Genomic DNA, 23280 nt, shown 5'->3' on the forward strand with positions numbered 1-23280 from the left:
AGACACCGTCAAAATGAAGTCACGCGCAGAACGTTCTATTCGAACAGTAGTCCTCACCGGTTCGGCCGCGGCAGCCTGTCTCGCCGCGCCGGCCGCGCACGCGCAGTCGTCGGTCACGATCTACGGGATCATGGACGCCGGCATCGAATACACGAGCCATGCGGCACCGGATGGCGGCAATTCGTTCAAGCTGAAGTCGGGCAACAAGAACACGTCGCGCTGGGGCTTGCGCGGCGTCGAGGATCTCGGCGGCGGGTTGAAGGCCGTGTTTCGCCTCGAAAGCGGCATCGATCTCGCGAATGGCGCGTCCGACGACGGCCCCGACTCGATCTTCGCGCGCCGTGCGACGGTGGGCCTGAAAGGCAAATGGGGCGAGCTGACGCTTGGCCGCAACTTCACCGTCACGTACGACTACATGATGCCGTTCGACCCGATGGGTTACTCGCAAAACTATTCGTGGGCGTCGTCGTCGATGGCGACCGGCGGGCGCAAGGACGGCATGTTCACGCGCTCGTCGAATGCGGTGCGTTACGACGGTGAATTCAGCGGCTTCAAGTTCGGCGCGCTGTATGGCTTCGGCAACGTGCCGGGCAGCGTGAAGACCAGTTCGAAATACGACTTCGCGCTCGGCTACGAGACCGGCCCGTTCGCGGCGGTGCTCACGTTCGACCGGCAGAACGGCGCGGCCGACAGCGTCACGCCGGCCGATACCGTCAACTACATCCAGGGGATTCACGCGGGCCTGAGCTACGACTTCGGCAACCTGAAGACAATGGCCGGCTATCGCAACTACAAGCGCACGTTTCGCACCGCGGCGGCGAACCAGCTGAGCGATATGTACTGGCTCGGCGGGTCGTACCAGTTCACGCCGACGTTCTCGCTGATCGCGGCCGTCTATCACCAGAACATCAAGGGCGGCACGGATGCCGACCCGACGCTGGTATCGGTTCGGGCGCAATATGCGCTGTCGAAGCGCACGGTGCTGTATGCGGCCGGCGCGTTCGCGATCGCGAAGCACGACCAGAAGGTCGGCGTGTCGCGCGATTTCGCCGGGTATGGCACCACGCAGGTCGGCGTGACGGCGGGGATTCAGCAGCGGTTCTGAGTGTGACGACGCGGGCGGCGGGTGACTTTCATGTCGCGCCGCCCGTTGTCGGTACGCACCACCGCCCGTCTTCGCACTGCACGTTCGCATTCGTCGAACGGCTCAACGCGACGGTGGACGCCCGGCTGCCGATGGTGCGCGCACCGATCGCGTCACGTCCACGGCCTGCGGACGGTCAATCGCCGCGCATCGTGAATACCGGGCGCACCCGACTGTTCGCGTCGCCCCAGTGTTCGCCGACCGCCGACAGCGGCACCGTACGCGTTTCGAGCGTCAGCCCCGCCGGGCCCGCCGCGTCGAATACGCCGCGCACCGAAGCCAGCAACCCCGGCAGCGACACGCTGCCAATACCGCTGCCCAGCAATTCGATCGCGGTGGCACGCAATACGGCGCCCGGCAGCAGCACGTCCGCGCCGCCGATCGAGCCGATCTGCACGAAGCGCAACCGACGGCCGTCGGGCGTCGCCTTCGCGGCGGAAATCAGCAGTGCGAGCGCGCTCGCCCCCCAAAGATAGTCGAGCACGACGTCCACACCCGCGCGGAAATGCGGTTCGAGCGCGCGGGCCAGATGCGCGTCGTCCTGCTGCAGCGACACGACGGCGTCCGCGCCGGCGTTCAGCAACGCGTCCAGCGCGGCCACGTTGCGGCCCGTCGCGATCACCTTCGCGGCGCCCAGATGCTTCGCGATCCGCACCGCGAGCCCGCCCGAGGCGCCCGTCGCGCCGTTGACAAGCACCGTTTCGCCCGCGACCAGCCGCGCACGCTCGGTCAGCGCGGCCCAGGACGACATGCCGGGAATCGCGATCGCGGCGGCCGCCACGTCGTCGAGGTCGTCCGGCAGCGGCACGCACTGCGCGTCGGGCACGATCGTGCATTCGGCCATCGCACCGAACGGCGCGGGCGCGCCGAAGAAATAGACGCGCCGGCCGTCGTCGCCGCGCCCCACGCCGTCGACGCCGACGACGAACGGATAGCCGCCGCCGGACGAATAGTGCGTGCCCGCCGCGCGCGCCTGCGCAAGACGGCTCAACGCGGACGCCGTCACGTCGATCAGACGGTGGCCGGGTATCGCATGCGGCGCTTCGAACTCCATATGAACGGGGCGCTCGCCGGCGCCCGTCACGACTGCTGCTTTCATGCCGACTCCTTGATTGATGGATCTCGATCGACGGTTCCGTCGTGTATCAGCGTGCGTCGAGCCACGCGCGCAGTGCTGGATCGCGCACTTCCAGCACGTCGAACAGGCCGAGCGCACGCAGCGCGGGCAATGCGTCGAGCGCGTCGGCTTCGGCACGGGCGCGCTCGGCGGGCGCCGCATCCGGATCGGTCAGCACGCGCGCATTGACCAGGAACGCGCCGACGGTGCCCTTGCGGATCGTCGTTCCGCCGGCCTTGATCCGGTCGGCATGGTCGGGAAGCATCTGTTCGGCTCGCATCGCGTCGTACTCCGGTTGTCATCGATGGACGCAGTTTAGGCGTGCGCAGCCGGCCGATCTCCGGTATAACAGTCATTCGATACTGAAATCCGGCCATGACCGATCCACTCCTGCCCGCCCGATTCGTCACGTCCGACGACGGCCCGTTCGTCGTCGCCGCCGTGCTGTCGCAGCGCGACCCGCGCATCACGCCGCCGCATGCGCACGCGCGCGGCCAGCTCGTCGGCGCACTGAGCGGCGTGGTGTCGATCGGCCTCGACGACCAGGACTGGGTCGTACCGGCGATTCATGCGATCTGGATTCCGCCGCATTGCCGGCATTCGCTGCGCTCGTTCGGGCCGATTTCCGGCTGGTCGGCGTTCGTCGCCGAAGCGCGCTGCGCGGGGTTGCCTGACGCGCCGCGCGCGATCCGCACCACGCCGCTGCTGCGCGAAGCAGTGCAGCGCGCGGCAAGCTGGGGCGATGCGGAACTCGATGCCGCGCAGGCGCGCATTGCCGACGTGATCCTCGACGAGATCGCGTCGTCACAGGTAGAGGCACTGGGGCTGGTACGGCCGCAGGACCCGCGGCTCATGAAGATCACCGATGCGCTCGCCACGAACCTCGCGAACAACCGGCGACTGGAGGAATGGGCAGCATGGGCCGGCATCGGTGCCCGGACGATGAGCCGCCGCTTCGTCGCCGAGACAGGGCTGACGTTCGCGCAGTGGCGTCAGCAGGCACGGCTGCTGCGGGCGCTGGAGAAAATCGCCGACGGCGTGCCGGTCACGACGATCGCGCTCGATCTCGGATACGACAACGTGAGCGCGTTCATCGACATGTTCCGGCGGGCGACGGGGACGACGCCGGGAAGGTATATGGAAGCGGGACGATAAGGTCGGCGCGATGCGCGGCGATGACGCAAACCGATTTCTCGTATTCCGTGCGATTCAAATCATCGCCCGATCCAACCGGGCAGCTGTCCGGTCGAGTTGCGCAGCGGCCGGGGCTGCCCGGTTGCGCAGCAGATTCCTTATCCCGTCCGCTTCGCTCAATACGTCCCATCCCCCTTCTTCACCACCTCCCCATCGCTCCCCTTGAACAGCGCCGCCAACCGCTCCGCACTCCGCGCCAGCAGCGTCGTATCGACCCCCACCGCAACGAACAACGCCCCCGCTTCCAGATACCGCCGCGCCGCCGCCTCATCCGCGCTGAGAATGCCCGGCGCCTTGCCTGCCGCCTTGATCGCCCGGATCGCGCCGTCGATCGCCGCCTGCACGTCCGGATGCCCCGGATTGCCGAGGTGCCCGAGATCGGCCGCCAGATCGGCCGGCCCGATGAACACGCCATCGACGCCCTCCACCCGCGCAATCGCATCGATCGCGTCGAGCCCGGCACGCGTCTCGACCTGCACGAGCACGGCCATTTCGTCGTTCGCGCGATGCAGATAGTCGCCGACGCGGTTCCACCGAGACGCGCGCGCGAGCGCACTGCCGACGCCGCGAATCCCGTGCGGCGGATAACGCGTCGCGGCCACCGCCGCGCGCGCTTCGTCGGCGCTCTGCACCATCGGCACGAGCAGCGTCTGCGCGCCGAGATCGAGCACCTGCTTGACGATCACCGGATCGTTCCACGGCACGCGCACGACCGGATGCGACGGATACGGCGCGATCGCCTGCAACTGCGCGAGGATCGTCGGCACCGTGTTCGGCGCATGTTCGCCGTCGATCAGCAGCCAGTCGAAACCGGCGCCCGCGACGACTTCGGCGCTGTACGGATTCGCGAGGCCGAGCCACAACCCGACCTGCGCGTCGCCACGCTCGAGCGCGGCCTTGAAGACATTCGACGGAATCTGCATCGCTCGCTCACCTCACGCGAAATAGCACTGGATCGTCCCGAGCGGGCCGTAGTCGACGCTGAACGTGTCGCCCGAGCGCGCCGCGCACGGCCGCGTGAACGAGCCGCCGAGCACGACCTGCCCCGGCTCCAGCGCGACGTCGAAGCGCGACAGCCGATTCGCCAGCCAAGCGACGCCATTGGCCGGATGGTTCAGCACGCCGGCCGCGACGCCCGTTTCCTCGACCACGCCGTTGCGCGACATGATCGCCGCGACCCAGCGCAGGTCGACGTCCTGCGGCCGCACCGGCCGCCCGCCGATCACGACGCCCGCGTTCGCCGCGTTGTCGGCGATCGTGTCGAACACCTTGCGCGGCCGCTTCGTATCGGGGTCGATCGACTGGCTGCGCGCGTCGATGATCTCGAGCGCGGGCACCACGTAATCGACCGCGTCGTACACGTCGAAGATCGTGCAGTTCGGGCCGGTGAGCCGCTTGCCGAGCACGAACGCGAGTTCGACCTCGACGCGCGGCACGATGAAGCGCCCGGCCGGGATCGTGCCGCCGTCGTCGAAGAACATGTCGTCGAGCAGCGCGCCGTAATCGGGCTCGTCGATCTGCGACGTGTTCTGCATCGCCTTCGACGTGAGGCCGATCTTGTGCCCCTTGAGCGTGCGGCCTTCCGCGAGCTTGAGGGCGACCCACGCGCGCTGGATCGCATACGCGTCGTCGATCGTGATGTCGGGATGGTCGAGCGAGATCTGGCGGATCTGCTTGCGTTCGCGCTCGGCGTCGTGCAGACGCTGCGCGAGCTGGTCGATGATGGCGGGTTCGAGCATGGTCGGATCGGGAATGGGGTTCAGCCGGCCCGCTTGTAGCGGGCGTGAATGTTGTTGTGCTTGTACGAGCCACTTTCGCTGAACTCGGTCAGCTCCATCGACAGCGCGAGATAGCGCTTCGCATACAGCTCCGAGAAATGCGCCTTGATCGCATCGAACAGCGCGTCGCACGCGGCCTGCTTGGTCTCGTCGCTGCGGCCCGAGCCGATCTTCAGCGTCACGTGGACGAACGCGTCGTCCTCCGTGCCGTCGGCGACGCAGTAATCCTGCAGCTCGATCGCGCGCGAGCGGATGCCGCCGGTCGGAAACACGCCGCCCTGCGCGATCAGCGTCGCGTTGATCATGCGCAGCAGCGCGGGAATGCGCGCGTCGTCGCGGATGTTCGCGGTGTATTCGACGACGATGTGTGGCATGGCAACGCTCCGGATAAGTGATGTGGCGCTCAGGCGAGCGGGAAGATCGCGTTGATCTGCCCGGTGCCCGAGCTCGCGAAATAGTCGGTGACGATCTCGACGGGCTTGTCGTAACGATCCCAGCCGAGCAGGCCGAGCAGCATCGCCGTGTCGTGCATGCCGCCTTCGCCGTGACAATGCGTGTTGTACTCGGGCAGCATCGCGCAGAAGGTCTTGAAATCGCCCTGCTTCCACAGCTCGACCACGCGCAGGTCGACCTGCCGGAAGAACTCGCGGCTGATCTCGTGAATCGATTCCTCCGGACTGCCGTTGTCGTTGAAGCGATGCGACAGCGAGCCGCTCGCGAGGAACGCGACGTTCGAATCGCTCTTCTCGATCGCCTCGAGCAGCGCCTCGCCGAAGCGCCGGCTTTCGTCGAGCGTATGCCACATGCACCAGCCCGCGATCGACACGACCTTGAAGTGCTGGTCGGCGTTCATGTAGCGCATCGGCACGAGCGTGCCGTATTCGAGTTCGAGGCTGTCGATCTCGTGTGCGCGCGTCGCGATGCCGCGTGCGCTGGCCGTCTCCGCGATCAGGCGGCCGAGTGCCGGGTTGCCCGGATACGCGTACTGCATGTCGCGGATGAAGTGCGGCAGCTCGTTGCTGGTATACGTACCCGCGAACCGCGCATTGCAGTTCACGTGATAGCCGGCGTTGACGAGCCAGTGCACGTCCGACACGACGATCGTATCGACGCCGAGCGCGCGGCAGCGCTCGCCGATCAGCTGGTGGCCGCGGATCGCCGCTTCGCGGCAGCCGTGATGCCTGCCGGGCAACTCCGACAGGTACATCGACGGCACGTGCGTGATCTTCGCGGCGAGGGACAGTTTGCCCATCGTTCAAGTCTCCGTATCGTTCGTTCTTGCTGGCGGCGCCACGACCCGCGCCCGTCACACGCCCCAGCGGGGAATGTGATGCGAACCCATCGAGATGCACACGTTCTTGATCTCCGCGAACACCTCGAAGCTGTACTCGCCGCCTTCGCGCCCGGTGCCCGACTCCTTCACGCCGCCGAACGGCTGGCGCAGGTCGCGCACGTTCTGGCTGTTCACGAACACCATCCCGGCCTCGATGCCGCGCGCGAGGCGATGCACCTTGCCGACGTCCTGCGTCCAGATGTACGACGCGAGCCCGTAGGACGTGTCGTTCGCAAGCCGCAGCCCTTCCTCCTCGTTCTCGAACGGAATCAGGCACGCGACCGGCCCGAAGATCTCTTCCTGCGCGATGCGCATCCGGTTGTCGACGTCGGCGAACACGGTCGGGCGCACGAAATTGCCGTTGCGCAGATGGTCGGCGAGGCCGGCCGGCTTGTCCGCGCCGCCTGCCACCACGCGCGCGCCTTCCTGCTCGCCGATCCGGATATAGCCGGTCACCTTCTCCCAGTGCTGGCGCGTGATCATCGCGCCGAGCTGCGTCGCCTGATCGGACGGATCGCCGACCACCAGGTTGTTCGCACGGCGCGCGAATTCCTGCACGAAGCGGTCGTAGATCGTGCGCTGCACGAAGATCCGCGAGCCCGCGGTACAGCGCTCGCCGTTGATCGAGAAGATCGTGAACAGCGACGCGTCGAGCGCGCGGTCGAAATCGGCATCGTCGAAAATCAGCACGGGCGACTTGCCGCCGAGCTCCATCGAGTATTTCTTCAGGCCCGCGCGCTCCATGATCCGCTTGCCCGTGACCGTGCCGCCCGTGAACGACACCGCGCGCACGTCCGGATGGCGCACCAGCGCGTCGCCGGCCGTCGCGCCGTATCCCTGCACGACGTTCAGCACGCCTGGCGGAATGCCGGCTTCGAGCGCGAGCCGGCCGAGCTGGTCGGCCGTCAGCGGCGACAGCTCCGACATCTTCAGCACGGCCGTGTTGCCGAGCGCGAGACACGGCGCCGTCTTCCACGTCGCGGTCATGAACGGCACGTTCCACGGCGACACCAGCGCGCACACGCCGACCGGCTGGTACAGCGTGTAGTTCAGCATCTGGTCGTCGACCGGATACGTGCGGCCGTTCATCTGCACGCACACTTCCGCGAAGAAGTTGAAGTTCTCGGACGCGCGCGGAATCAACTGCTTGCTCGTCTGCGCGATCGGCAGGCCGGTGTCCTGCGTCTCGAGCGCGGCGAGCATCGGCACGTTCTTCTCGATCAGCTCGCCGAGCTTGCGCATCAGCTTCGCGCGCTCCTTCGCGGGCGTGTTCGCCCACTTCGGGAATGCGTCCTTCGCCGCGCGCACGGCCGCGTCGACTTCGGCCTCGCCGGCCGACGCGACGTCGGTGATCGCGTCGCCCGTCGCGGGATTCAGCGTCGTGAAGGTCTCGCGGCTCTCGACCTCACGGCCGCCGATCCAGTGCTTGATGGTCATGTGCTCTCCTTGGGCGACGGGCTCAGCCGGCGCGATAGTAGTCTGCTTCGCCGACGATCGTGTTCACGAGCCGGCCGATTCCTTCGATTTCGGTCACGACCTCGTCGCCCGGCTTCGTGTCGGCCAGCCCTTCCGGCGTGCCGGTCAGGATCAGGTCGCCCGGCGAGAGCGTCATGAAGCTGCTGATGTGCTCGATCAGCGCGGGCACGTCGAAGATCATGTCGCGCGTGCTGCCGCGCTGCGTCTCCCGGCCGTTCACCGTCGTGCGCAGCGTCAGGTCGCCCGCGTCGCCGATCTCGTCGCGGCTGACGAACCACGGCCCGAGCGGTGTGCAGGTGTCGCGGTTCTTCACGCGCAGGTTCGGGCGGTAGTAGTTTTCGAGGTAATCGCGGATCGCGTAGTCGTTCGCGACCGTGTAGCCCGCGACGTGGTCGAGCGCCTGCGCGCGGCTCACGTTGCGCGCCGGGCGGCCGATCACGACGGCCAGTTCGCACTCGTAGTGCATGTGCGTCGCGTCCGCCGGGCGCACGGTGCGCGAGCGGTGGCCGATGAACGTGTTCGGCCCCTTCAGGAAGATCAGCGGCTCGCTCGGCGCCTTGAACGCGAGTTCCTTCGCGTGGTCCGCGTAGTTGAGGCCGAGCGCGAACGTCGTGCGCGGCGCGACGGGCGGCAGCCACGTCACCACGTCCTCGGTGACCACGCGGCCCGTGTCGAGGCGGATCGCGCCGTCGCCGGCCGGTTCGGCCGCATGCAGTGCGCCGTTGTAGATCACGCGCGCCGTCTTCATCGTGCTTCCTCCGCAATCAGCGTATGCCGCAACGTGCCGATGCCGGCGGCGGTAATCCCGATCGTGCTGCCCGCGCGGGCACGCGGTGCGCGACCCGCGACGCCGAGCAGCAGCACGTCGCCCGCGTCGAACGACATGAACGCCGTCACGTCGGCGATCAGTTCCCGCACCGGGCGGATCAGCGTGGCGGTCGACGCGGACACCACGGCGTCGCCGTCGATCCGCACGGTCAGGCCGATCGCGTCGACATCGCCGAGCGCGGCCGCCGGCACGATCGCCGGGCCCAGCGGGCAGAAGCCGTCGCGACACTTGAAGCGCACGGCCGGACGGTAGTAATCGGGATGCGGGACCGACACGTCGCTCGCGAGCGTGAAGCCGTGCACGTAGTCGAGCGCCTGCGCGGCCGGCACGCGCGTCGCGCGCCGCGAGAACACGACGGCCAGCGACGCGCCGATCTCCAGCGCATCGACGCCCGCGGGCACCACGACGGCCGCGCCATCGGCCGCGTGCGTGTTGGCCGGTTTGATGTAAAGGATCGGCGCCTGCGGCGGACGACCGTAAGGCGGTGCGTGCACGGCATCGCCGAGCGCGTCGAGTGCGGCGCGCTCGTTGAGCAGCGCACCGTAGACGGTACCGATGGCGACCGGCAGCGGCGGCGCCGCGGCGGTCCTGCAAGACAGCTCCATGCGTCATTCCCCTGCCGCGCGTCGCGGCGCATCGTCAATAGTTAACATCTTAAGTAAACAATCGGACACTGGCAACCGCGATTACCCTGATACATGAAATTCAGCACCGTGGGCTGTTAAGATTGATGCGTCCCCGTCCATTCCCCACCCCCGATGAACCGTACGCTCGACCATCGCAACCTGGCCATGCTGCTGCTCGAGGCCCGCGAAACGCTGATGGGCCTGTTCCGCCCCATTCTCAAGGAATTCGCGCTGACCGAACAGCAATGGCGGATCATCCGCGTGCTCGACGGCGAGCCGGCGAATGCGCTCGAAGCGGGACAGATCGCGCGCCGCTGCTGCATCCTCAGCCCGAGCCTCACCGGCGTGCTGGAACGGATGGAGCGCGACGGCCTGATCACGCGCACACGCGCGCAGGAAGATCAGCGCCGGCTGCTGGTGAGCCTGACGCCGCAAAGCAGGAAGCTGGTGACCGAAATCGGCCCGCGCATCGACGAGCAGTATCGCCAGCTCGAAGCGCGTTTCGGCCAGGACGGCCTGGACGACATCTACCGCGCGCTCGACCGGCTGATCGAACTCGGCAACGCGTCGTAGGGCCCGCCGCGGCCGGACCGCGGCGAGCGGCGGCGGGCGAACCCGAACCCGGGAACCGGCAAGCCGCGGATCGCGCGGGCCGTCAGTGCAGCGCCCCGCGCATCAGTTCGGTCACCGCGACGCCGCGGGACGTGCGCATGCATTCCTCGACGTAATCGATGAACGGCAGCGGCTCGAAATCGATTTCGTCGCGCACGCGGCGGTTGTCGAACACGCGATCGACCGTCGCGAACTCCGCGCCACGCTGCAACGCCCGGCCGATCACGCGCTCGAGCGCCGGATCGGACCGCCCGAGCACGTCGCGCACCACGAACGGCAGGTCGGCCGGCGCACACGCGGCGTAACGCGGCGCGCCCGTCATGCCGGCCGCCTCGTCCATCGCACGCACGATCTGCGCGACCTGCGGCGCCTCGTCGCCGGCCGACACGTGGTACACGTCGTGCATCAGCGTCGGCTTCACGGCCAGCAGCATCGTCGCGCGTGCGACGTCGTCGACCGACACGATGTCGATGCGCGTCATCGGCCGTGCCGTGAAGCGGCGCGCCGCGTGCGCGACGCGGAACATCCAGAACGAGTTCGGCGCGGGCCGCGTGCCGAGCACCGTGTGACCGACGACGTGCGACGGACGCACGACGACGAGCGGCAGCCCGAGCGCGCGCAGGCGCTGCTCCGTTTCCGCCTTCGCCTGCAGGTAGCCGGCCGCGAGCACCGCGCCGTGCAGCCCGTCGCTGCCCTGCGCCGCGTCGCTCGCCGCCGCACCCGCCATCTCCTCGTAAACGATCCCGCCGCGGCCCGCATGCGCATAAGCGGTGCCGACGTACACGAAACGCTGCAGTTGCGGTGCGTGCGCGAACCGCTCGGCAAAGCGCAGCGAATCGGCGAGGTCAGCCCGCAGATGCCTGCCGTCGGCCGGCGACGCGTGGCCCGCGCAGTGAATCACGTGCGTCGCGCCGGCGAGACGCGGCGCGTCGGCGCCCTGCCACACGTCGCCGAGTGTACCGACGACCACGTTCGCGTCGCCGAGACGCGATGCCCAGTACGGCGCGAGCCCCGCGCGCAGCGCCGCTTCACGCAAACGCGCGACCGCGTGGCCGCGATTCCCGGCGCGCACGACACACACGATGCGCTCGAGCAAGCCTGCGTTGACGAGCGCCGTCAGCACGGTACTGCCGATGAAGCCGGTGGCGCCGGTGAGCACCAGCCGCCCGACGTTGGCCGCCGCGACCGGTGCGCTGGCCGGCGACACGAGGCTCGTGCGCCAGTTGAGCGACAACGCGGTTTTCCAGATCAGCACGATAGTCTCCTTCGAAGAATCGGCCGGACGGCGCGGCAGCCCCGGATCGCGGCGCTGCGCACGGCGGTCGGCCGGGCCGGGGCCGACGCTCGCCCCGGCAGTCCCGACCGGCTGCGGCCCGCGATCGCGTCGATCGCGTCTCTGACACGAGGCGGCGGCCCGCCACGGACGGACGTCCGCGGCGCAGGATCGGGAAAATCCAAGTGTGGGGCCGGATCGTCCGCAAGTCTGTCCTGAAAGTTTCGTGAAAGTGTGTGGATTTGTGCACGAATGTCGGGGTGTGTCGTGCCGGCCGGCTCGTCAAATCGGTGAAACGCCCGGTCGGGCAGCTTGCGACGGAGGTTCGCCGGCGTGCTGCGGGCCAGCGCTTCGGCGCGACACATCGACGCGCCCCGGCCTAGTCATCGCATATCCCGGGCAGACCCGGAGCGAGGCCGCGGCATGCAGATCGCGGTGTCGTCTGCGTTTGCGCGCGGGGCCGGAATCCGCGCGTATCGTCAGACGTCCTTTCATCCGAGACACCAATAGACACAATGCGGATTTATTGAGGATTATCGCTTGCGTTTCACTGCAGTCTATCTAGACTATCCAAACCAAATCGGTCGAATGTGTCATTTTCTACTTTCCAGGAGACGTTCCAATGCGCCTCACTATCCGGATTAATGGCAGCGAATCGGCAACCCGGCACTCGTACGCGGTGTTGTGGGTCGATACCGACGAGCGGCTGTGGTCGCGCGAGGCACACCAGGGCATCGATCTACCGGCCTGGGGCAAGGTTCGGGACGTGGAAGGCGCGATGGCCCTCTGCGCCGCCGACAGCGGGAATGCCGTGTGCCAGTTGAAGGGCCTGTCGTTCAGCGCGATGCAGCGCGAACAAGGTCCCGCGGTGCTCGCCGGCGAGCACCCCGACGGCGCGTGGCGCCTGCAGGCGGTCGATCGCTCCACGGCGGAGCCGGAATACCACGAATTCATTTCCGTCGCGCGATAGGTATTTTTGACGGCAATCCTCTGCGGTTTTCGGGTTTATTCCGGTTTCCGTGATATTCATTTCGATATTCAGAAATAACGGCGCCTCTCTTCGAGGCGTTTTTATTTTTCCGTCCCGAAAATAATCGGGGCCGGGTTGATTGAGTCGCATCCGCGGTCAAGACCCGCCGCGCCATTCCGATTCGGCGGCGACATCGGGCAATGCCCGCGCCGCCGTTCCTGCCTTCGTTCCTGCCTTCGTTCCTGCCTTCGTTCCTGCCTTCGTTCCTGCCTTCGTTCCTGCCTTCGTTCCCGCCTTCATCCCGCCTTTTCCGCCCGAAGCCCGGCCGCCGACGCGCATCTTTTACGGGGCCGAAGCACAGTTTCCCCACACGACGTTTACTCATTTATTACAATCACATTATTCCGATTGACTTGCCGCCCGTCCGGCGGCCCGACCCGGCCCTTGCATGCGCGTGAAAAAGAAGACCCACCCCGCCGATCCGTACGCCGCCGCGACCAAGCACCCGATGCTCGCGTCGCGCTTGCCGATGTGGCGCTCGAAGCTGGTCGTGATCATGGTGTCCCTCGGTTTCGCCGCGCTGATCGGACGCGCGTTCTGGGTGCAGGTCGCGAACCAGGATTTCTATGTCGGGGAAGGCCAGAAGCGGTACCAGCGCACGATCGAGCTCGACGCGATGCGCGGGCGCATCGTCGACCGCAACGGCGCGATGCTCGCGGTCAGCCTGTCGACCTATGAAATCTGGGCGAACCCGAAACAGGTCGCCGAAATCGACTATCCGCAGATCGCGAAGCTGCTCGACATGCCGCTCGCGGAGGTGAAGCGCCGCCTGCGCAACGACCGTACGTTCGTGCTGCTCAAGCGGCAGATCGACGCCGAGACCGCAAGCCGGCTCGGCAAGCTCGAAATCGACGGCATCACGCAGATCGCCGATTCGAAGCGCTTCTATCCGGAGGGCGAATCGGCCGCGCACGTGGTCGGCTTCACCAACGTCGAGGACAAGGGCCAGGAAGGCGTCGAGCTCGCGGCGAACGGGCGGCTGTCGGGTACGTCCGGGCAGCGCGAGGTGATCCGCGACCGGCTCGGCCGCATCGTGTCCGACACGCGCCCGCTCGTGCCCGCGCAGCACGGCGCGACGATCGAACTGACGATCGACCGGCGGATCCAGCAACTCGCGTTCAGCCAGCTCAAGGCCGCGGTGCTCGAGAACAACGCGGTGGCCGGCAGCGTCGTCGTGCTCGATGCGCAGAACGGCGAAATCCTCGCGCTCGCGAACTATCCGACCTTCGACCCGAACGACCGTGCACGCCTCACGGGCCAGCAGCTGCGCAACCGCGCGGTGATCGACACGTTCGAGCCGGGCTCGACGATCAAGCCGCTCGTCGTCGCGCTGTCGATCGACGAGCGCAAGGTCACGCCGAACACGATCATCAACACGTCGCCGGGCACCTACAAGATCGGCCCGGCCGTGATCCACGACACGTCGAACCACGGCTCGCTGACCGTCTCGCAGGCACTGCAGAAGTCGAGCAACGTCGCGCTCGCGAAGCTTGCGCTGAACCTGCCCGCCGAAACGATCTGGAACAAGTACCAGGAATACGGGATCGGCCGCGCGCCGGAACTGACGTTCCCGGGCGTCGCGTCGGGCCGCCTGCGCGGCTACAAGCGCTGGCGGCCGATCGAGCAGGCGACGATGGCGTACGGCTACGGGCTGTCGATGTCGCTGCTGCAGATCGCGCAGACCTACACCGCCTATGCGGGCGACGGCACGCTGCACCCTGTGTCGCTGCTGAGGAACGGTTCCGACCCGCAGACGATCGAGGCCCATCGCGGCCATCGCGTGACGTCGCCGCAGACCGCGGCGGCGATCCGTTCGATGCTCGAGTCGGCCGTCGGCGAAGGCGGCACGGGGCGCCGCGCGCGCGTCGACGGCTACCGGATCGGCGGCAAGACGGGCACGGCGCGCAAGCAGGTCGGCGCAACCTATGCGAAGGGCAAGTACCGCGCACTGTTCGCGGGGATGGCGCCGATGAGCAACCCCCGCCTGATCGTCGCGGTGATGATCGACGAGCCGCGCGGCAAGGGTTATTACGGCGGCACGGTGGCCGGCCCGGTGTTCTCGTCGGTCACGAGCGGCTCGCTGCAGCTGCTCGGCGTGCCGCCGGACGCGCCGGTCGAGCCGACACCGAATGCGCCGCTCAAGGCTGCCGCGCCGCAAAAGACGGTCGTGGCGCCGAAGGCCGCCGTGCAACCAAAGACGGCAGCCGGGCAACAGGCGTCGGCACCTGTGAAAACGGCCGCGCAATCCGGCACGGCCGTACAGACGAAGGCGGCGGGCTGAAGCCGCCTGGGCGTTGGTGAAGTCGCCGGGGCGTGGCGCGGCGGCGAACAGGTCGGCTGACCGATCGAGATCGGCTATTCGCTACGTAGAACCCGCCGCACGCGCCGTTCCGAGAGGCCGGCGCAATCCTGTAATCCCGGCGATCCGCGCAGTCGCAGCGATCCTGTCGATCCGAGCGATCCCGGCCGCTAACCATCAATGCGCGGCCGCCACCGGCTTCGCCATCCTGCCGAGCACGTGCTCGGTCATCCCGCGCGCGAGTTCGCTCTCCCCCATGAACACGATGCCGATGCCCTCGCTCGACAGCAGGTCGGCCTCGTCGCTGCTGTTCGTGCACAGCACGACCTCCAGCGCCGGATTGAGCGTGCGCGAGATCTCGACGATCTGCCGCACGTCGAATACGTCCGGCAGCGTGACGACCAGCATCCCGGCGCGCGCGATATGCGCCTGCACGAGCACGATCGGCTCGATCGCGTCGCCCGACACGGCCGCGACGCCGTCCGCGCGCAGCTTCTCGACGAGCTCGCGATTCTGCTCGACGACGACATAGGCGATCCCGCGCTCGTCCAGCGCATGCGCGATCCGCGTGCCGACCTTGCCGTAGCCGACGATCACGACCTGGCCGGTCAGGTGCGTCTGCGGCGTCGACATCGGCAGCGCGGCGAGCGGATCGTCGCGTGCCTCGAGCTTGCGCGCGAACGCCGAATGCTTGCGGATCCATACGAGCGCCGGATCGATCATCGCGAACAGCAGCGTGTTCATCGCGATCGAGATCAGCGCGACCGCGAGAATCAGGCTTTGCCCCTCGGCCGACAACAGCCCGAGCGCACGGCCGAGCCCCGCGAGGATGAACGAGAACTCGCCGATCTGGGCGAGGCCGGCGCCGACCGTCAGCGCGGTGTTCAGCGGATAGCGGAACGCGATCACGAGCGCGACCGCCGCGAGCGTCTTGCCGATCAGCACGATCGCCGCGACCTCGATCACATGCAGCGGCTCGGCGAGCAGCACCTTCGGGTCGAACAGCATCCCGACCGAAATGAAGAACAACACCGAGAACGCGTCGCGCAGCGGCAGCGTCTCGTCGGCGGCACGCCGGCTGAACTCCGACTCGCGCATCATCATCCCGGCGAAGAACGCGCCGAGCGCGAACGACACGTCGAACAGCTTTGCCGCGCCGAACGCGATGCCGACCGCCGCGGCGATCATGCACAGCGTGAACAGTTCGCGCGAACCGGTACGGGCGACGAGCCACAGGATGCGCGGGAACACGCGCTTGCCGACCACGAGCATCAGCGCGATGAACGCGGCGACCTTCAGCATCGTGACGCCGAGCGTGCCCCACACGCTGCCGCCGGCCGCGTGCGCATCGCCGGGCGGCGTGCCGCCGAGCAGCCCCGCGACGGGCGGCAGCAGCACGAGCACGAGCACCATCACGAGATCCTCGACGACGAGCCAGCCGACCGCGATGCGTCCGTTGACCGTCTCGACGAGCCCGCGCCCCTCGAGCGCCCGCAACAGCACGACCGTGCTCGCGACCGACAGCGCGAGCCCGAACACGAGCGCCGCGCCGAGGCTCCAGCCCCAGGTGAGCGCGAGCCCGCCGCCAAGCAGCGTCGCGACGATAATCTGGACGACGGCCCCCGGCAGCGCGATCTTCCTCACCGCGAGCAGGTCGCCGAGCGAAAAATGGAGGCCGACGCCGAACATCAGCAGCATCACGCCGACTTCCGCGAGCTGCTGCGCGAGCGACAGGTCGCCGACGAAACCGGGCGTGCCGGGGCCGATCACGATCCCGGCGAGCAGATAGCCGACGAGCGGCGGCATTTTCAGCAGCGACGCGAGGTAACCGAAGATCATCGCGAGACCGAAACCGGCCGCGAGCAACGCAATCAGGCTGATGTCATGAGGCATCCCCCCTCCCGAGTTCTTGTAACGATTTAGTAAGGTTCAAGAATGGAAGGATAAGGGATGAGGCGAAAAATTGGCGCGCCACGGCGAAAAATTCACGCGTCGGCACGCCAGTGCGGGGTACAACCCCGGGCGGGCGGAACACGCCCCGCGGGCCGGTGGGCGCCGCGAGGCGGATCGATCGGGCGGGGCCGGATACCCCGCCGCGTGCGTCAGCGCGACGCCTGCGGGAACCGCGCGCCCGGCGGCGGCTCGGGCCGCGTCGACGGCGTGCCCTTGCGCACCTTCGCGACCTGCGCGGCCGTGATCGGCGCGCCCGTATTGCCCCAGCTCGTGCGCACGAAGTTCGACACGTCCGCGACTTCCTGGTCCGACAGGCGCCAGCCGAACGGCGGCATCGTGAAGGTCGACGGCGCCGTATGGGTGCCCTGCAGCGCGCTGCCTTCCAGCACGACGTGGATCAGCGACGTCGGATCGTCGCCCTGCACGACCGGGTTGCCGGCGAGCGCCGGGAACACGCGCGTGTAGCCGTGGCCGTCGCTGCGGTGGCACGCCATGCAGTTGTCGCGATAGACGGCGGCGCCCGGCTTGCTCGCGTCGCCGGTCTGCAGCGCCTTCGCCGCGGCCGCGTCGTACACGTGCGGCTGCTCGCCCTGCACGCGCGGCGGCAGCGTCTTCAGGTAGCGCGCGATCGCGGTCAGGTCGCCGTCGCTCATGTGCTGCATGCTGTGGCCGACCACGTCCGTCATCCCGCCGAACGCGGCCGTGCGCAGCGTGCGGCCGGTCTTCAGGAACTGCACGATCTCCGTTTCGTTCCACGTGCCGAGCCCGGTGCGCGGCTCGCCGCGCAGGCTCGTCGGCACCCAGCCGTCGATCGCCGCGCCGCCGGCCAGGAAGTCGAGGCCGCCCGCGTCGGTCAGCGCGCGTTCCTGCATCGTCGCCGCGCGCGGCGTGTGGCACGCGCCGCAATGGCCGAGCCCCTGCACGAGATACGCGCCGCGCGCGACCACCGGATCGCTGTACGGCGCCGCATCGAACGGCTTCGGCGCCGGCGCGAACATCTTGCGCCAGAACGTCAGCGGCCAGCGCATCGACAGCGGCCACACGATGTCGACCGCGCGGTTCGCGTGCTCGACCGGCGCGACGCCGTGCATGAAGTACGCGTACAGCGCCTTCATGTCGTCGTCGGTCAGGCGCGCATAGGACGGGTACGGCATCGCCGGGTACATCGTGTCGCCGTTCTTGCGCACGCCCTCGCGCACCGCGCGGGTGAAGTCCTCATACGTCCAGCCGCCGAGGCCCGTCTTCGGGTCCGGCGTGATGTTCGTCGAGTAGATGCCGCCGATCGGCGTGTCGAACTTCAGCCCGCCCGCGAACGGCTTGCCGCCGCTCGCGGTGTGGCACGCGATGCAGTCGCCCGCGCGGGCCAGATATTCGCCGCGCTTGACGAGGTTGGCGTCGGCAGACTGCGCGACCGGTGCGGCGGCCGGGCCCGAAGCCGCGGCGGGCGCGGATACCGGCTGCGCGAACGCGGCGCCGCCCGCGAGACCGAACGCCGCCCATGCCGTGCCGATCGCCAGTGCGCGCCGCAGCGGGGAAATCCGGCGCGCGGCGTTGTGGTGGTTCACTGTCCTCTTCATACGGTCACCAGCGGGGCGGGATTTTTCAGGTATTGCTCGCGGATCGCACGTGCCGACCAGTAGGCCAGCGCCGCGATGATCCCGGTCGGGTTGTAGCCGATGCCCTGCGGCAGCGCCGACGCGCCCATCACGAACACGTTGTGCACGTCCCAGCACTGAAGGTAGCGGTTCAGCACGCTCGTCTTCGGGTCGGTGCCCATGATCGCGCCGCCGACCAGGTGGGTCGTCTGGTATGCGCGCGAATCGAAGTGCTTGCCGAACTCGCGCGTCGACACGCCGATCGCCTTCGGCCCCATCGCCTCCGCGATCTTCTTCATCTGTCCGGTCACGTATTGCGCCATCCTGATGTCGTTGTCCTTCCAGTCGAACGTCATCCGCAGCAGCGGCTGGCCGTACGAATCGCGATAGGTCGGATCGAGGTCGAGGTACACGTCGCGATACGACATGTTCGTGCCGTGCGCGTCCATCGAGATCGTGTGCGCGTAGTTGTCCTTCACGGCCTTCTTCCACGCCGAGCCCCACTGCGGTGTGCCCGGCGGCGTCGCGATGCCGCTGATCGGCTTCACGCCGGCCTGGTTCACCCACAGCGGCGAGCCGCCGACGAAGCCGAGCGGGCCGTGGTCGAAGTTGTCCGCGTTGAAGTCGTCCACCGCGACGCCGTTGCCGCCCGCGCCGATGAACGGGTTCGTGAAGGTGTCCTTGTCGAAGAACGCCTTGATCGTCGACAGGTTCTGGTACGCGAAATTGCGGCCCACCACGCCTTCGCCCGAGATCGGGTCGTACGGCTTGCCGATGCCCGACAGCAGCAGCAGGTGCACGTTGTGATACTGGAACGCGGCGACGATCACGAGATCGGCCGGCTGGTGCACTTCACGGCCGGCCGGGTCGACGTAGGTGACGCCCGTCGCGCGCTTCTTCGTGTCGTCGAGGTCCATGCGCAGCACGTGGCACTTCGAGCGCAGCTCGAAGTTCGGCACCTGCTTCAGCGCCGGGAGGATGTTCAGGTTCGGCGATGCCTTCGAGTACATGTAGCACGCGTAGCCGCTGCAGTAGCCGCAGAAGTTGCACGGCCCCATCTGCACGCCGTATGGGTTCGTGTACGGACCCGACGTGTTCGCCGACGGCAGCCGGTACGGATGCAGCCCGAGCGACTTCGCGGCGTCGGAGAAGCGCTGCGCCGAATACGTATTGAGCTGCGCGGGCAGCGGGAAGTTGTCGCTGCGGTTCGCCTCGAACACGTTGCCGTCGCCGACCACCTTGCCGCCGACCTTGTACGCCTGCCCCGACGTGCCGAACACCTTCTCGGCGAAGTCGAAATACGGCTCGAGTTCGTCGTAGGTGACGCCCGTGTCCTGGATCGTCATCCCTTCGGGGATGAACTTCTTGCCGTAGCGCTCTTCGTAGTGGCTGCGCAGGCGCAATTCTTCGGGCGTGATCCGGAAATGCACGCCCGACCAGTGCAGCCCCGCGCCGCCGACGCCCTCGCCCGGCAGGAACGCGGCGAGCTGCCGGTACGGCAGCGCGGTGTCCTGCACGCCGTGGCGGATCGACACGGTCGTCTTCGACAGGTCGAGGAAGAGCTTCTTGCGGACGTTGTAGGTCAGCTCGTCGATCGTGTTCGGATACGCGCCGTCCGGATAGGTGTCGCGATACTCGCCCCGCTCGAGCGCGACGACGTTCAGGCCCGCTTCGGTCAGTTCCTTCGCGAGAATCGCGCCGGTCCAGCCGAAGCCGACGATCACCGCATCGACGTGCGGCTTCTTTTCTGCGGCCATCAGGTGCGCTCCCCGTTGATCGAGACGGGGCCGTACGGATAGGGCTTGCCGTTCTGATTGACGAAATCCATGAAGTCGGCGCGCGCGCCCGGAAAACCGATCATCTTCCACGCGGCCATGTCGTGATTGCCGCCGTGCACCGGATCGCAGAAGTAGCCTTCGCGCGTGTTCTGCAGCAACAGGCCGAAGAACACCGCGGACGGCACGTCGTCGATCTGCGCGCCGCCTTTTTCCAGTTCGCCGAGCACGGTGTCGCGGGTCGGCGAGTCGAGGTCGGCGAACGCCTTGCCGTGGGCCTTTTCGCAATAGCGGTTGACCGCCGCGATGCCGAGCCGGTAGATGTCGCGCGGCACGAGCTTGAGCTGGTAGCCGAGCTCGGGCACGCCCTGCTGGAACGGCCCCTGCATGTACCACGTCGCGCCGTGCGCATACGGGGTTTCCATCTGGCGGTCGATGAATTCGGGCACGCCCGATTCGAGCGCGCCGGGGCCTTCGGCATCGGCCGGGATCAGCCGGTCGACGGCGGCCTGGACGAATGCCCACTCCTTCGCATCGAAGAAGGTCGGCTTGTACGGCGCGCGTTCGGCGCCGGCCGACGCAGTGGAGGCATTGCCGGCCGCGGTCGAGGACGACGACGAGCGCAGGTCGCAACCGGCGACCGACGCGATCGGCACGAGCGCGACCGACGTGCGCAGGAAGCGGCGACGCGAGTTGGGTTTGTCGGGTGGCGTGGACATGGTCGGATGTTGATCGTTGGGGAGCGTGATGCGGGAACCGCATTCCGGATGCGGCATGCCCGACACGGCAGCCATGCCGCGCGCGGCCGGCCGTCCTTTCTTGCGATGTTGCGAGCAAGCTCGATGCAGGCGCCGGCCGCGCACTGCGCGGTGGCGCCCGTCATGCAGCCGCGCGGCGCGCCGGTTCCGGCAGCCGCGCGGGGTCGACCTCTTCGCGGGTCTTATCGTCGGACAAATACGGGCTTGCCGCCCGCATCTGGCCCTCATCGCCATGGCCTATTCAACTTAGACGCCGCGCCGGCCGACGGCAAGCGCAACGTGCACGACCCTCATTTCGGGCCCGGCGACAAATGCCGCGAATTATAGATGGAACCGGTTCCATTTCCAAAGAGTTCGGTGCAATTCATTACATCGAAAATCGCAATAATGAGGAAATCGTTTTCCGGAATACGCAAGAGCCGTGGCGCGGCCGCGGCGTCGATCGCAGGGCCGGACGCACGCGCGGACGTCGCCCGACCGGCGCCCGTCGTTTTTCAGGGTTGCCGTGCCCGCGCCGCTCGGTGCTTTCCGATGCGGCGCCCGCGACGCGCGTTACCGCTTGGCTCGCGGCAAAACGGCCGTCCCGCTCGCCGCAGTGCTCACCACGGCCACAGCATCGACGCGATCGACAACGAAAGTGCCAAACACAGCGGCGAGTAACAGAGGCTGTCCATGCGCGCGAAACGCGACCCGCGAACCCGCTTGAAGAAGCCGACGTAGCGGAAATCGCCGACGGCGCGCACCGCGAAGATCAGTGCGAGCGCAACGATCGCGAACGCGATCGCGCCGGGATACAGGTTCTGCCACAGCCAGCCCGCGCGCGACGCCACCGCGCTTGCGCCGGCCAGCAACGCCGCCGCGACGGCGAGCGTGCCGGGCACGGTCGGCCGCAGCAACGGTACGCCGTCCTGTTCCGGAATGGCCGCACGCTTGCCGAGCTGTCCGCCGAACGCCCAGTAGACGTGAACGAGTGCGATCGCACAAAGCGTCGGCACGCTGAAATACGCGCCCGTCATGTCGGTAAGCTTCCTTGTCTCATCGTGTCGTCGTGTCGTGATCCAGCCGGAAGGAATCCGGCGCGCGGCCCCGCTCCGCGCCACACGAGACGATACCCAAACCGCGTGCCGCATGCAGTGCGACGTCCGGTCGCAATACGCCATGCCGCGTGTTGCGGTGCAGTGCGCGCGCCGTCGCATCGGGCCGCCGCTTGACTTCCCTCCGGGCACCGCTACCCTCTTATTCCAGTACGGCACGCGAACCGTGCATGCGCAACCGTCGCACACGTGCCGTTCGCCGGCACGCACGATCGGACGATCGCGGCGCGCCCGGGCACGACAACCATGACAAATACCCATGGAGACAACTCATGCTGATCGGTGTGCCGAAGGAGATCAAGAATCACGAATACCGCGTCGGCCTCACGCCGGCCGGCGCACGTGAGCTCACGCGACACGGCCATCGCGTGCTCGTGCAGCGCGGCGCGGGCACGGCAATCGGTCTGCTCGACGACGACTACACGGCCGCCGGCGCCGCACTGTGCGACGACGCGCGCGACCTCTTCGCGCGCGCCGACATGATCATCAAGGTCAAGGAGCCGCAGGCGGCCGAGTGCGCGATGCTGCGGCGCGGACAGATTCTTTATACGTATCTGCATCTCGCCCCCGATCCCGAGCAGGCGGCCGCGCTCGTGAAGTCCGGCGCGGTCTGCATCGCGTACGAAACCGTGACGGGCCCGGGCGGCGGACTGCCGCTGCTCGCGCCGATGAGCGAGGTCGCGGGCCGCATGTCGATCCAGGTCGCGGCGACGCACCTCGAAAGCCCGCGCGGCGGCCGCGGGGTGCTGATGGCCGGCGTGCCCGGCGTGCCGGCCGCGCACGTCGTGGTGCTCGGCGCGGGCGTGGTGGGCACCGGTGCGCTGCAGATGGCGGTCGGCCTCGGCGCGCGCGTCACCGTGCTCGACACGAACGTGGGCCGGTTGCGCCAGCTCGATCTGGTCTTCGCGAACCGGATCGCGACCGTCTGCTCGAACGCGCATACGATCGACGAAGCCGTGCGCGACGCCGACGTCGTGATCGGCGCGGTGCTCGTGCCGGGCGCGTCGGCGCCGCGGCTCGTCACGCGCGACATGATCGCGACGATGCGCACGGGCGCCGTCGTCGTCGACGTCGCGATCGACCAGGGCGGCTGCTTCGAGACCTCGCATGCAACGACGCATGCGCAGCCGACCTTCGTCGTCGACGGCGTCGTGCATTACTGCGTCGCGAACATGCCTGGCGCGGTCGCGCGCACATCGACGTTCGCGTTGAACAACGCGACGCTCGGCCATGCGCTCGCGCTCGCCGACAAGGGCTGGAAACGCGCGATGGCCGACGACCCGCATCTGCGCGCGGGCCTGAACGTGTGCGACGGCCACATCACGTACGAGGCCGTCGCGCTGGCGCTCGGGCTGCCGTACGTACCGGCGGAAGACGTGCTGGCCTGACTTCGG

The 23280-nt window shown here is 68.0% G+C and carries 22 protein-coding genes; 7 read left to right on the forward strand and 15 right to left on the reverse strand.

The features are described 5' to 3' along the window. Positions 1-13 precede the first annotated feature (13 nt). Positions 14-1105 (forward strand): porin, encoded by a 1092-nt coding sequence (locus DIE12_RS01615; RefSeq protein WP_124519569.1) that lies wholly within the window; start codon positions 14-16, stop codon positions 1103-1105. A 175-nt stretch (positions 1106-1280) separates the two neighbouring features. Here the strand turns inward: DIE12_RS01615 and DIE12_RS01620 are convergent, their stop codons facing one another. After that, positions 1281-2243 (reverse strand): zinc-binding alcohol dehydrogenase family protein, encoded by a 963-nt coding sequence (locus DIE12_RS01620; protein WP_124519571.1) that lies wholly within the window; start codon positions 2241-2243, stop codon positions 1281-1283. A 46-nt stretch (positions 2244-2289) separates the two neighbouring features. Continuing rightward, entirely contained in the window at positions 2290-2541 is a 252-nt protein-coding gene (locus DIE12_RS01625; protein WP_124519573.1) for a hypothetical protein, read from the reverse strand. Positions 2542-2636: 95 nt separating this feature from the next. Here DIE12_RS01625 and DIE12_RS01630 point away from each other — a divergent pair, with 95 nt between their 5' ends. Then, positions 2637-3416, forward strand: a complete 780-nt coding sequence (locus tag DIE12_RS01630; RefSeq protein WP_044842973.1) for a helix-turn-helix domain-containing protein — start codon at positions 2637-2639, stop codon at positions 3414-3416. 155 nt (positions 3417-3571) lie between these two features. Here the strand turns inward: DIE12_RS01630 and hpaI are convergent, their stop codons facing one another. Genes hpaI through DIE12_RS01665 form a run of 7 tightly spaced genes read right to left on the reverse strand, consistent with a single transcriptional unit; the run spans position 3572 to position 9476 of the window. Then, a complete protein-coding gene (gene hpaI, locus DIE12_RS01635; RefSeq protein WP_124519575.1) occupies positions 3572-4378 on the reverse strand; it encodes a 4-hydroxy-2-oxoheptanedioate aldolase in 807 nt (268 codons plus the stop codon). A gap of 12 nt (positions 4379-4390) precedes the next feature. Beyond that, positions 4391-5194: a 2-oxo-hept-4-ene-1,7-dioate hydratase gene (gene hpaH / locus DIE12_RS01640; RefSeq protein ID WP_124484945.1), complete on the reverse strand. Its 804-nt coding sequence runs from the start codon at positions 5192-5194 to the stop codon at positions 4391-4393. A gap of 20 nt (positions 5195-5214) precedes the next feature. Continuing rightward, entirely contained in the window at positions 5215-5607 is a 393-nt protein-coding gene (locus DIE12_RS01645; RefSeq protein WP_124519577.1) for a 5-carboxymethyl-2-hydroxymuconate Delta-isomerase, read from the reverse strand. A gap of 29 nt (positions 5608-5636) precedes the next feature. Then, positions 5637-6485, reverse strand: coding sequence for a 3,4-dihydroxyphenylacetate 2,3-dioxygenase (gene hpaD, locus DIE12_RS01650; protein ID WP_124519579.1), 849 nt, complete (start codon positions 6483-6485; stop codon positions 5637-5639). 54 nt (positions 6486-6539) lie between these two features. Next, a complete protein-coding gene (gene hpaE, locus DIE12_RS01655) occupies positions 6540-8003 on the reverse strand; it encodes a 5-carboxymethyl-2-hydroxymuconate semialdehyde dehydrogenase (protein ID WP_124484947.1) in 1464 nt (487 codons plus the stop codon). Between the two features lie 22 nt (positions 8004-8025). After that, positions 8026-8790, reverse strand: coding sequence for a fumarylacetoacetate hydrolase family protein (locus DIE12_RS01660; RefSeq protein WP_124519581.1), 765 nt, complete (start codon positions 8788-8790; stop codon positions 8026-8028). Beyond that, positions 8787-9476, reverse strand: coding sequence for a fumarylacetoacetate hydrolase family protein (locus DIE12_RS01665; protein WP_124519583.1), 690 nt, complete (start codon positions 9474-9476; stop codon positions 8787-8789). The genes DIE12_RS01660 and DIE12_RS01665 overlap by 4 nt, the downstream gene beginning before the upstream one ends. Positions 9477-9629: 153 nt before the next feature. Between DIE12_RS01665 and hpaR the strand changes: the two genes are divergently transcribed. Continuing rightward, positions 9630-10070 carry a homoprotocatechuate degradation operon regulator HpaR gene (hpaR, locus tag DIE12_RS01670; RefSeq protein ID WP_044842965.1) on the forward strand — a complete coding sequence of 147 codons (441 nt, stop codon included), beginning with the start codon at positions 9630-9632 and terminating at the stop codon, positions 10068-10070. 82 nt (positions 10071-10152) lie between these two features. Here the strand turns inward: hpaR and DIE12_RS01675 are convergent, their stop codons facing one another. After that, positions 10153-11364 (reverse strand): SDR family oxidoreductase, encoded by a 1212-nt coding sequence (locus DIE12_RS01675; RefSeq protein ID WP_124519586.1) that lies wholly within the window; start codon positions 11362-11364, stop codon positions 10153-10155. Positions 11365-12004: 640 nt separating this feature from the next. On the opposite strand from DIE12_RS01675, the gene DIE12_RS01680 reads away from it, so the two are divergent. From DIE12_RS01680 to DIE12_RS01690, 3 genes are all read left to right on the forward strand, one after another. After that, complete coding sequence (locus DIE12_RS01680) at positions 12005-12352, forward strand: DUF3564 family protein (RefSeq protein ID WP_044842963.1); 348 nt, start codon at positions 12005-12007, stop codon at positions 12350-12352. Positions 12353-12491: 139 nt separating this feature from the next. Beyond that, positions 12492-12764: a hypothetical protein gene (locus DIE12_RS37910; RefSeq protein WP_185640811.1), complete on the forward strand. Its 273-nt coding sequence runs from the start codon at positions 12492-12494 to the stop codon at positions 12762-12764. A gap of 36 nt (positions 12765-12800) precedes the next feature. Then, positions 12801-14693 carry a penicillin-binding protein 2 gene (locus DIE12_RS01690; protein ID WP_124519590.1) on the forward strand — a complete coding sequence of 631 codons (1893 nt, stop codon included), beginning with the start codon at positions 12801-12803 and terminating at the stop codon, positions 14691-14693. A gap of 195 nt (positions 14694-14888) precedes the next feature. Here DIE12_RS01690 and DIE12_RS01695 read toward each other — a convergent pair whose 3' ends face one another. The 5 genes from DIE12_RS01695 to DIE12_RS01720 form a co-directional block, all read right to left on the reverse strand. After that, complete coding sequence (locus DIE12_RS01695) at positions 14889-16604, reverse strand: cation:proton antiporter (RefSeq protein WP_124519592.1); 1716 nt, start codon at positions 16602-16604, stop codon at positions 14889-14891. A gap of 209 nt (positions 16605-16813) precedes the next feature. Then, on the reverse strand, positions 16814-18241 hold the full coding sequence (locus DIE12_RS01700) for a cytochrome c (protein ID WP_124519594.1): 1428 nt from the start codon (positions 18239-18241) through the stop codon (positions 16814-16816). Continuing rightward, the gene (locus DIE12_RS01705) at positions 18238-20016 is read right to left on the reverse strand and encodes a GMC family oxidoreductase (RefSeq protein WP_124519596.1); all 1779 of its coding nucleotides are present in this window, start codon (positions 20014-20016) and stop codon (positions 18238-18240) included. The genes DIE12_RS01700 and DIE12_RS01705 overlap by 4 nt, the downstream gene beginning before the upstream one ends. Further along, complete coding sequence (locus tag DIE12_RS01710) at positions 20016-20753, reverse strand: gluconate 2-dehydrogenase subunit 3 family protein (protein ID WP_124484955.1); 738 nt, start codon at positions 20751-20753, stop codon at positions 20016-20018. Before DIE12_RS01710 ends, DIE12_RS01705 begins: the two co-directional genes overlap by 1 nt. A 638-nt stretch (positions 20754-21391) precedes the next feature. Then, positions 21392-21808 carry a DUF3995 domain-containing protein gene (locus tag DIE12_RS01720; protein ID WP_124519598.1) on the reverse strand — a complete coding sequence of 139 codons (417 nt, stop codon included), beginning with the start codon at positions 21806-21808 and terminating at the stop codon, positions 21392-21394. A gap of 350 nt (positions 21809-22158) precedes the next feature. Here DIE12_RS01720 and ald point away from each other — a divergent pair, with 350 nt between their 5' ends. Further along, on the forward strand, positions 22159-23274 hold the full coding sequence (ald, locus tag DIE12_RS01725) for an alanine dehydrogenase (protein ID WP_124484957.1): 1116 nt from the start codon (positions 22159-22161) through the stop codon (positions 23272-23274). Positions 23275-23280: the final 6 nt, after the last annotated feature.

Source organism: Burkholderia sp. Bp9015, assembly GCF_003853505.1.
In the GTDB taxonomy this organism is placed as follows: Bacteria; Pseudomonadota; Gammaproteobacteria; order Burkholderiales; family Burkholderiaceae; genus Burkholderia.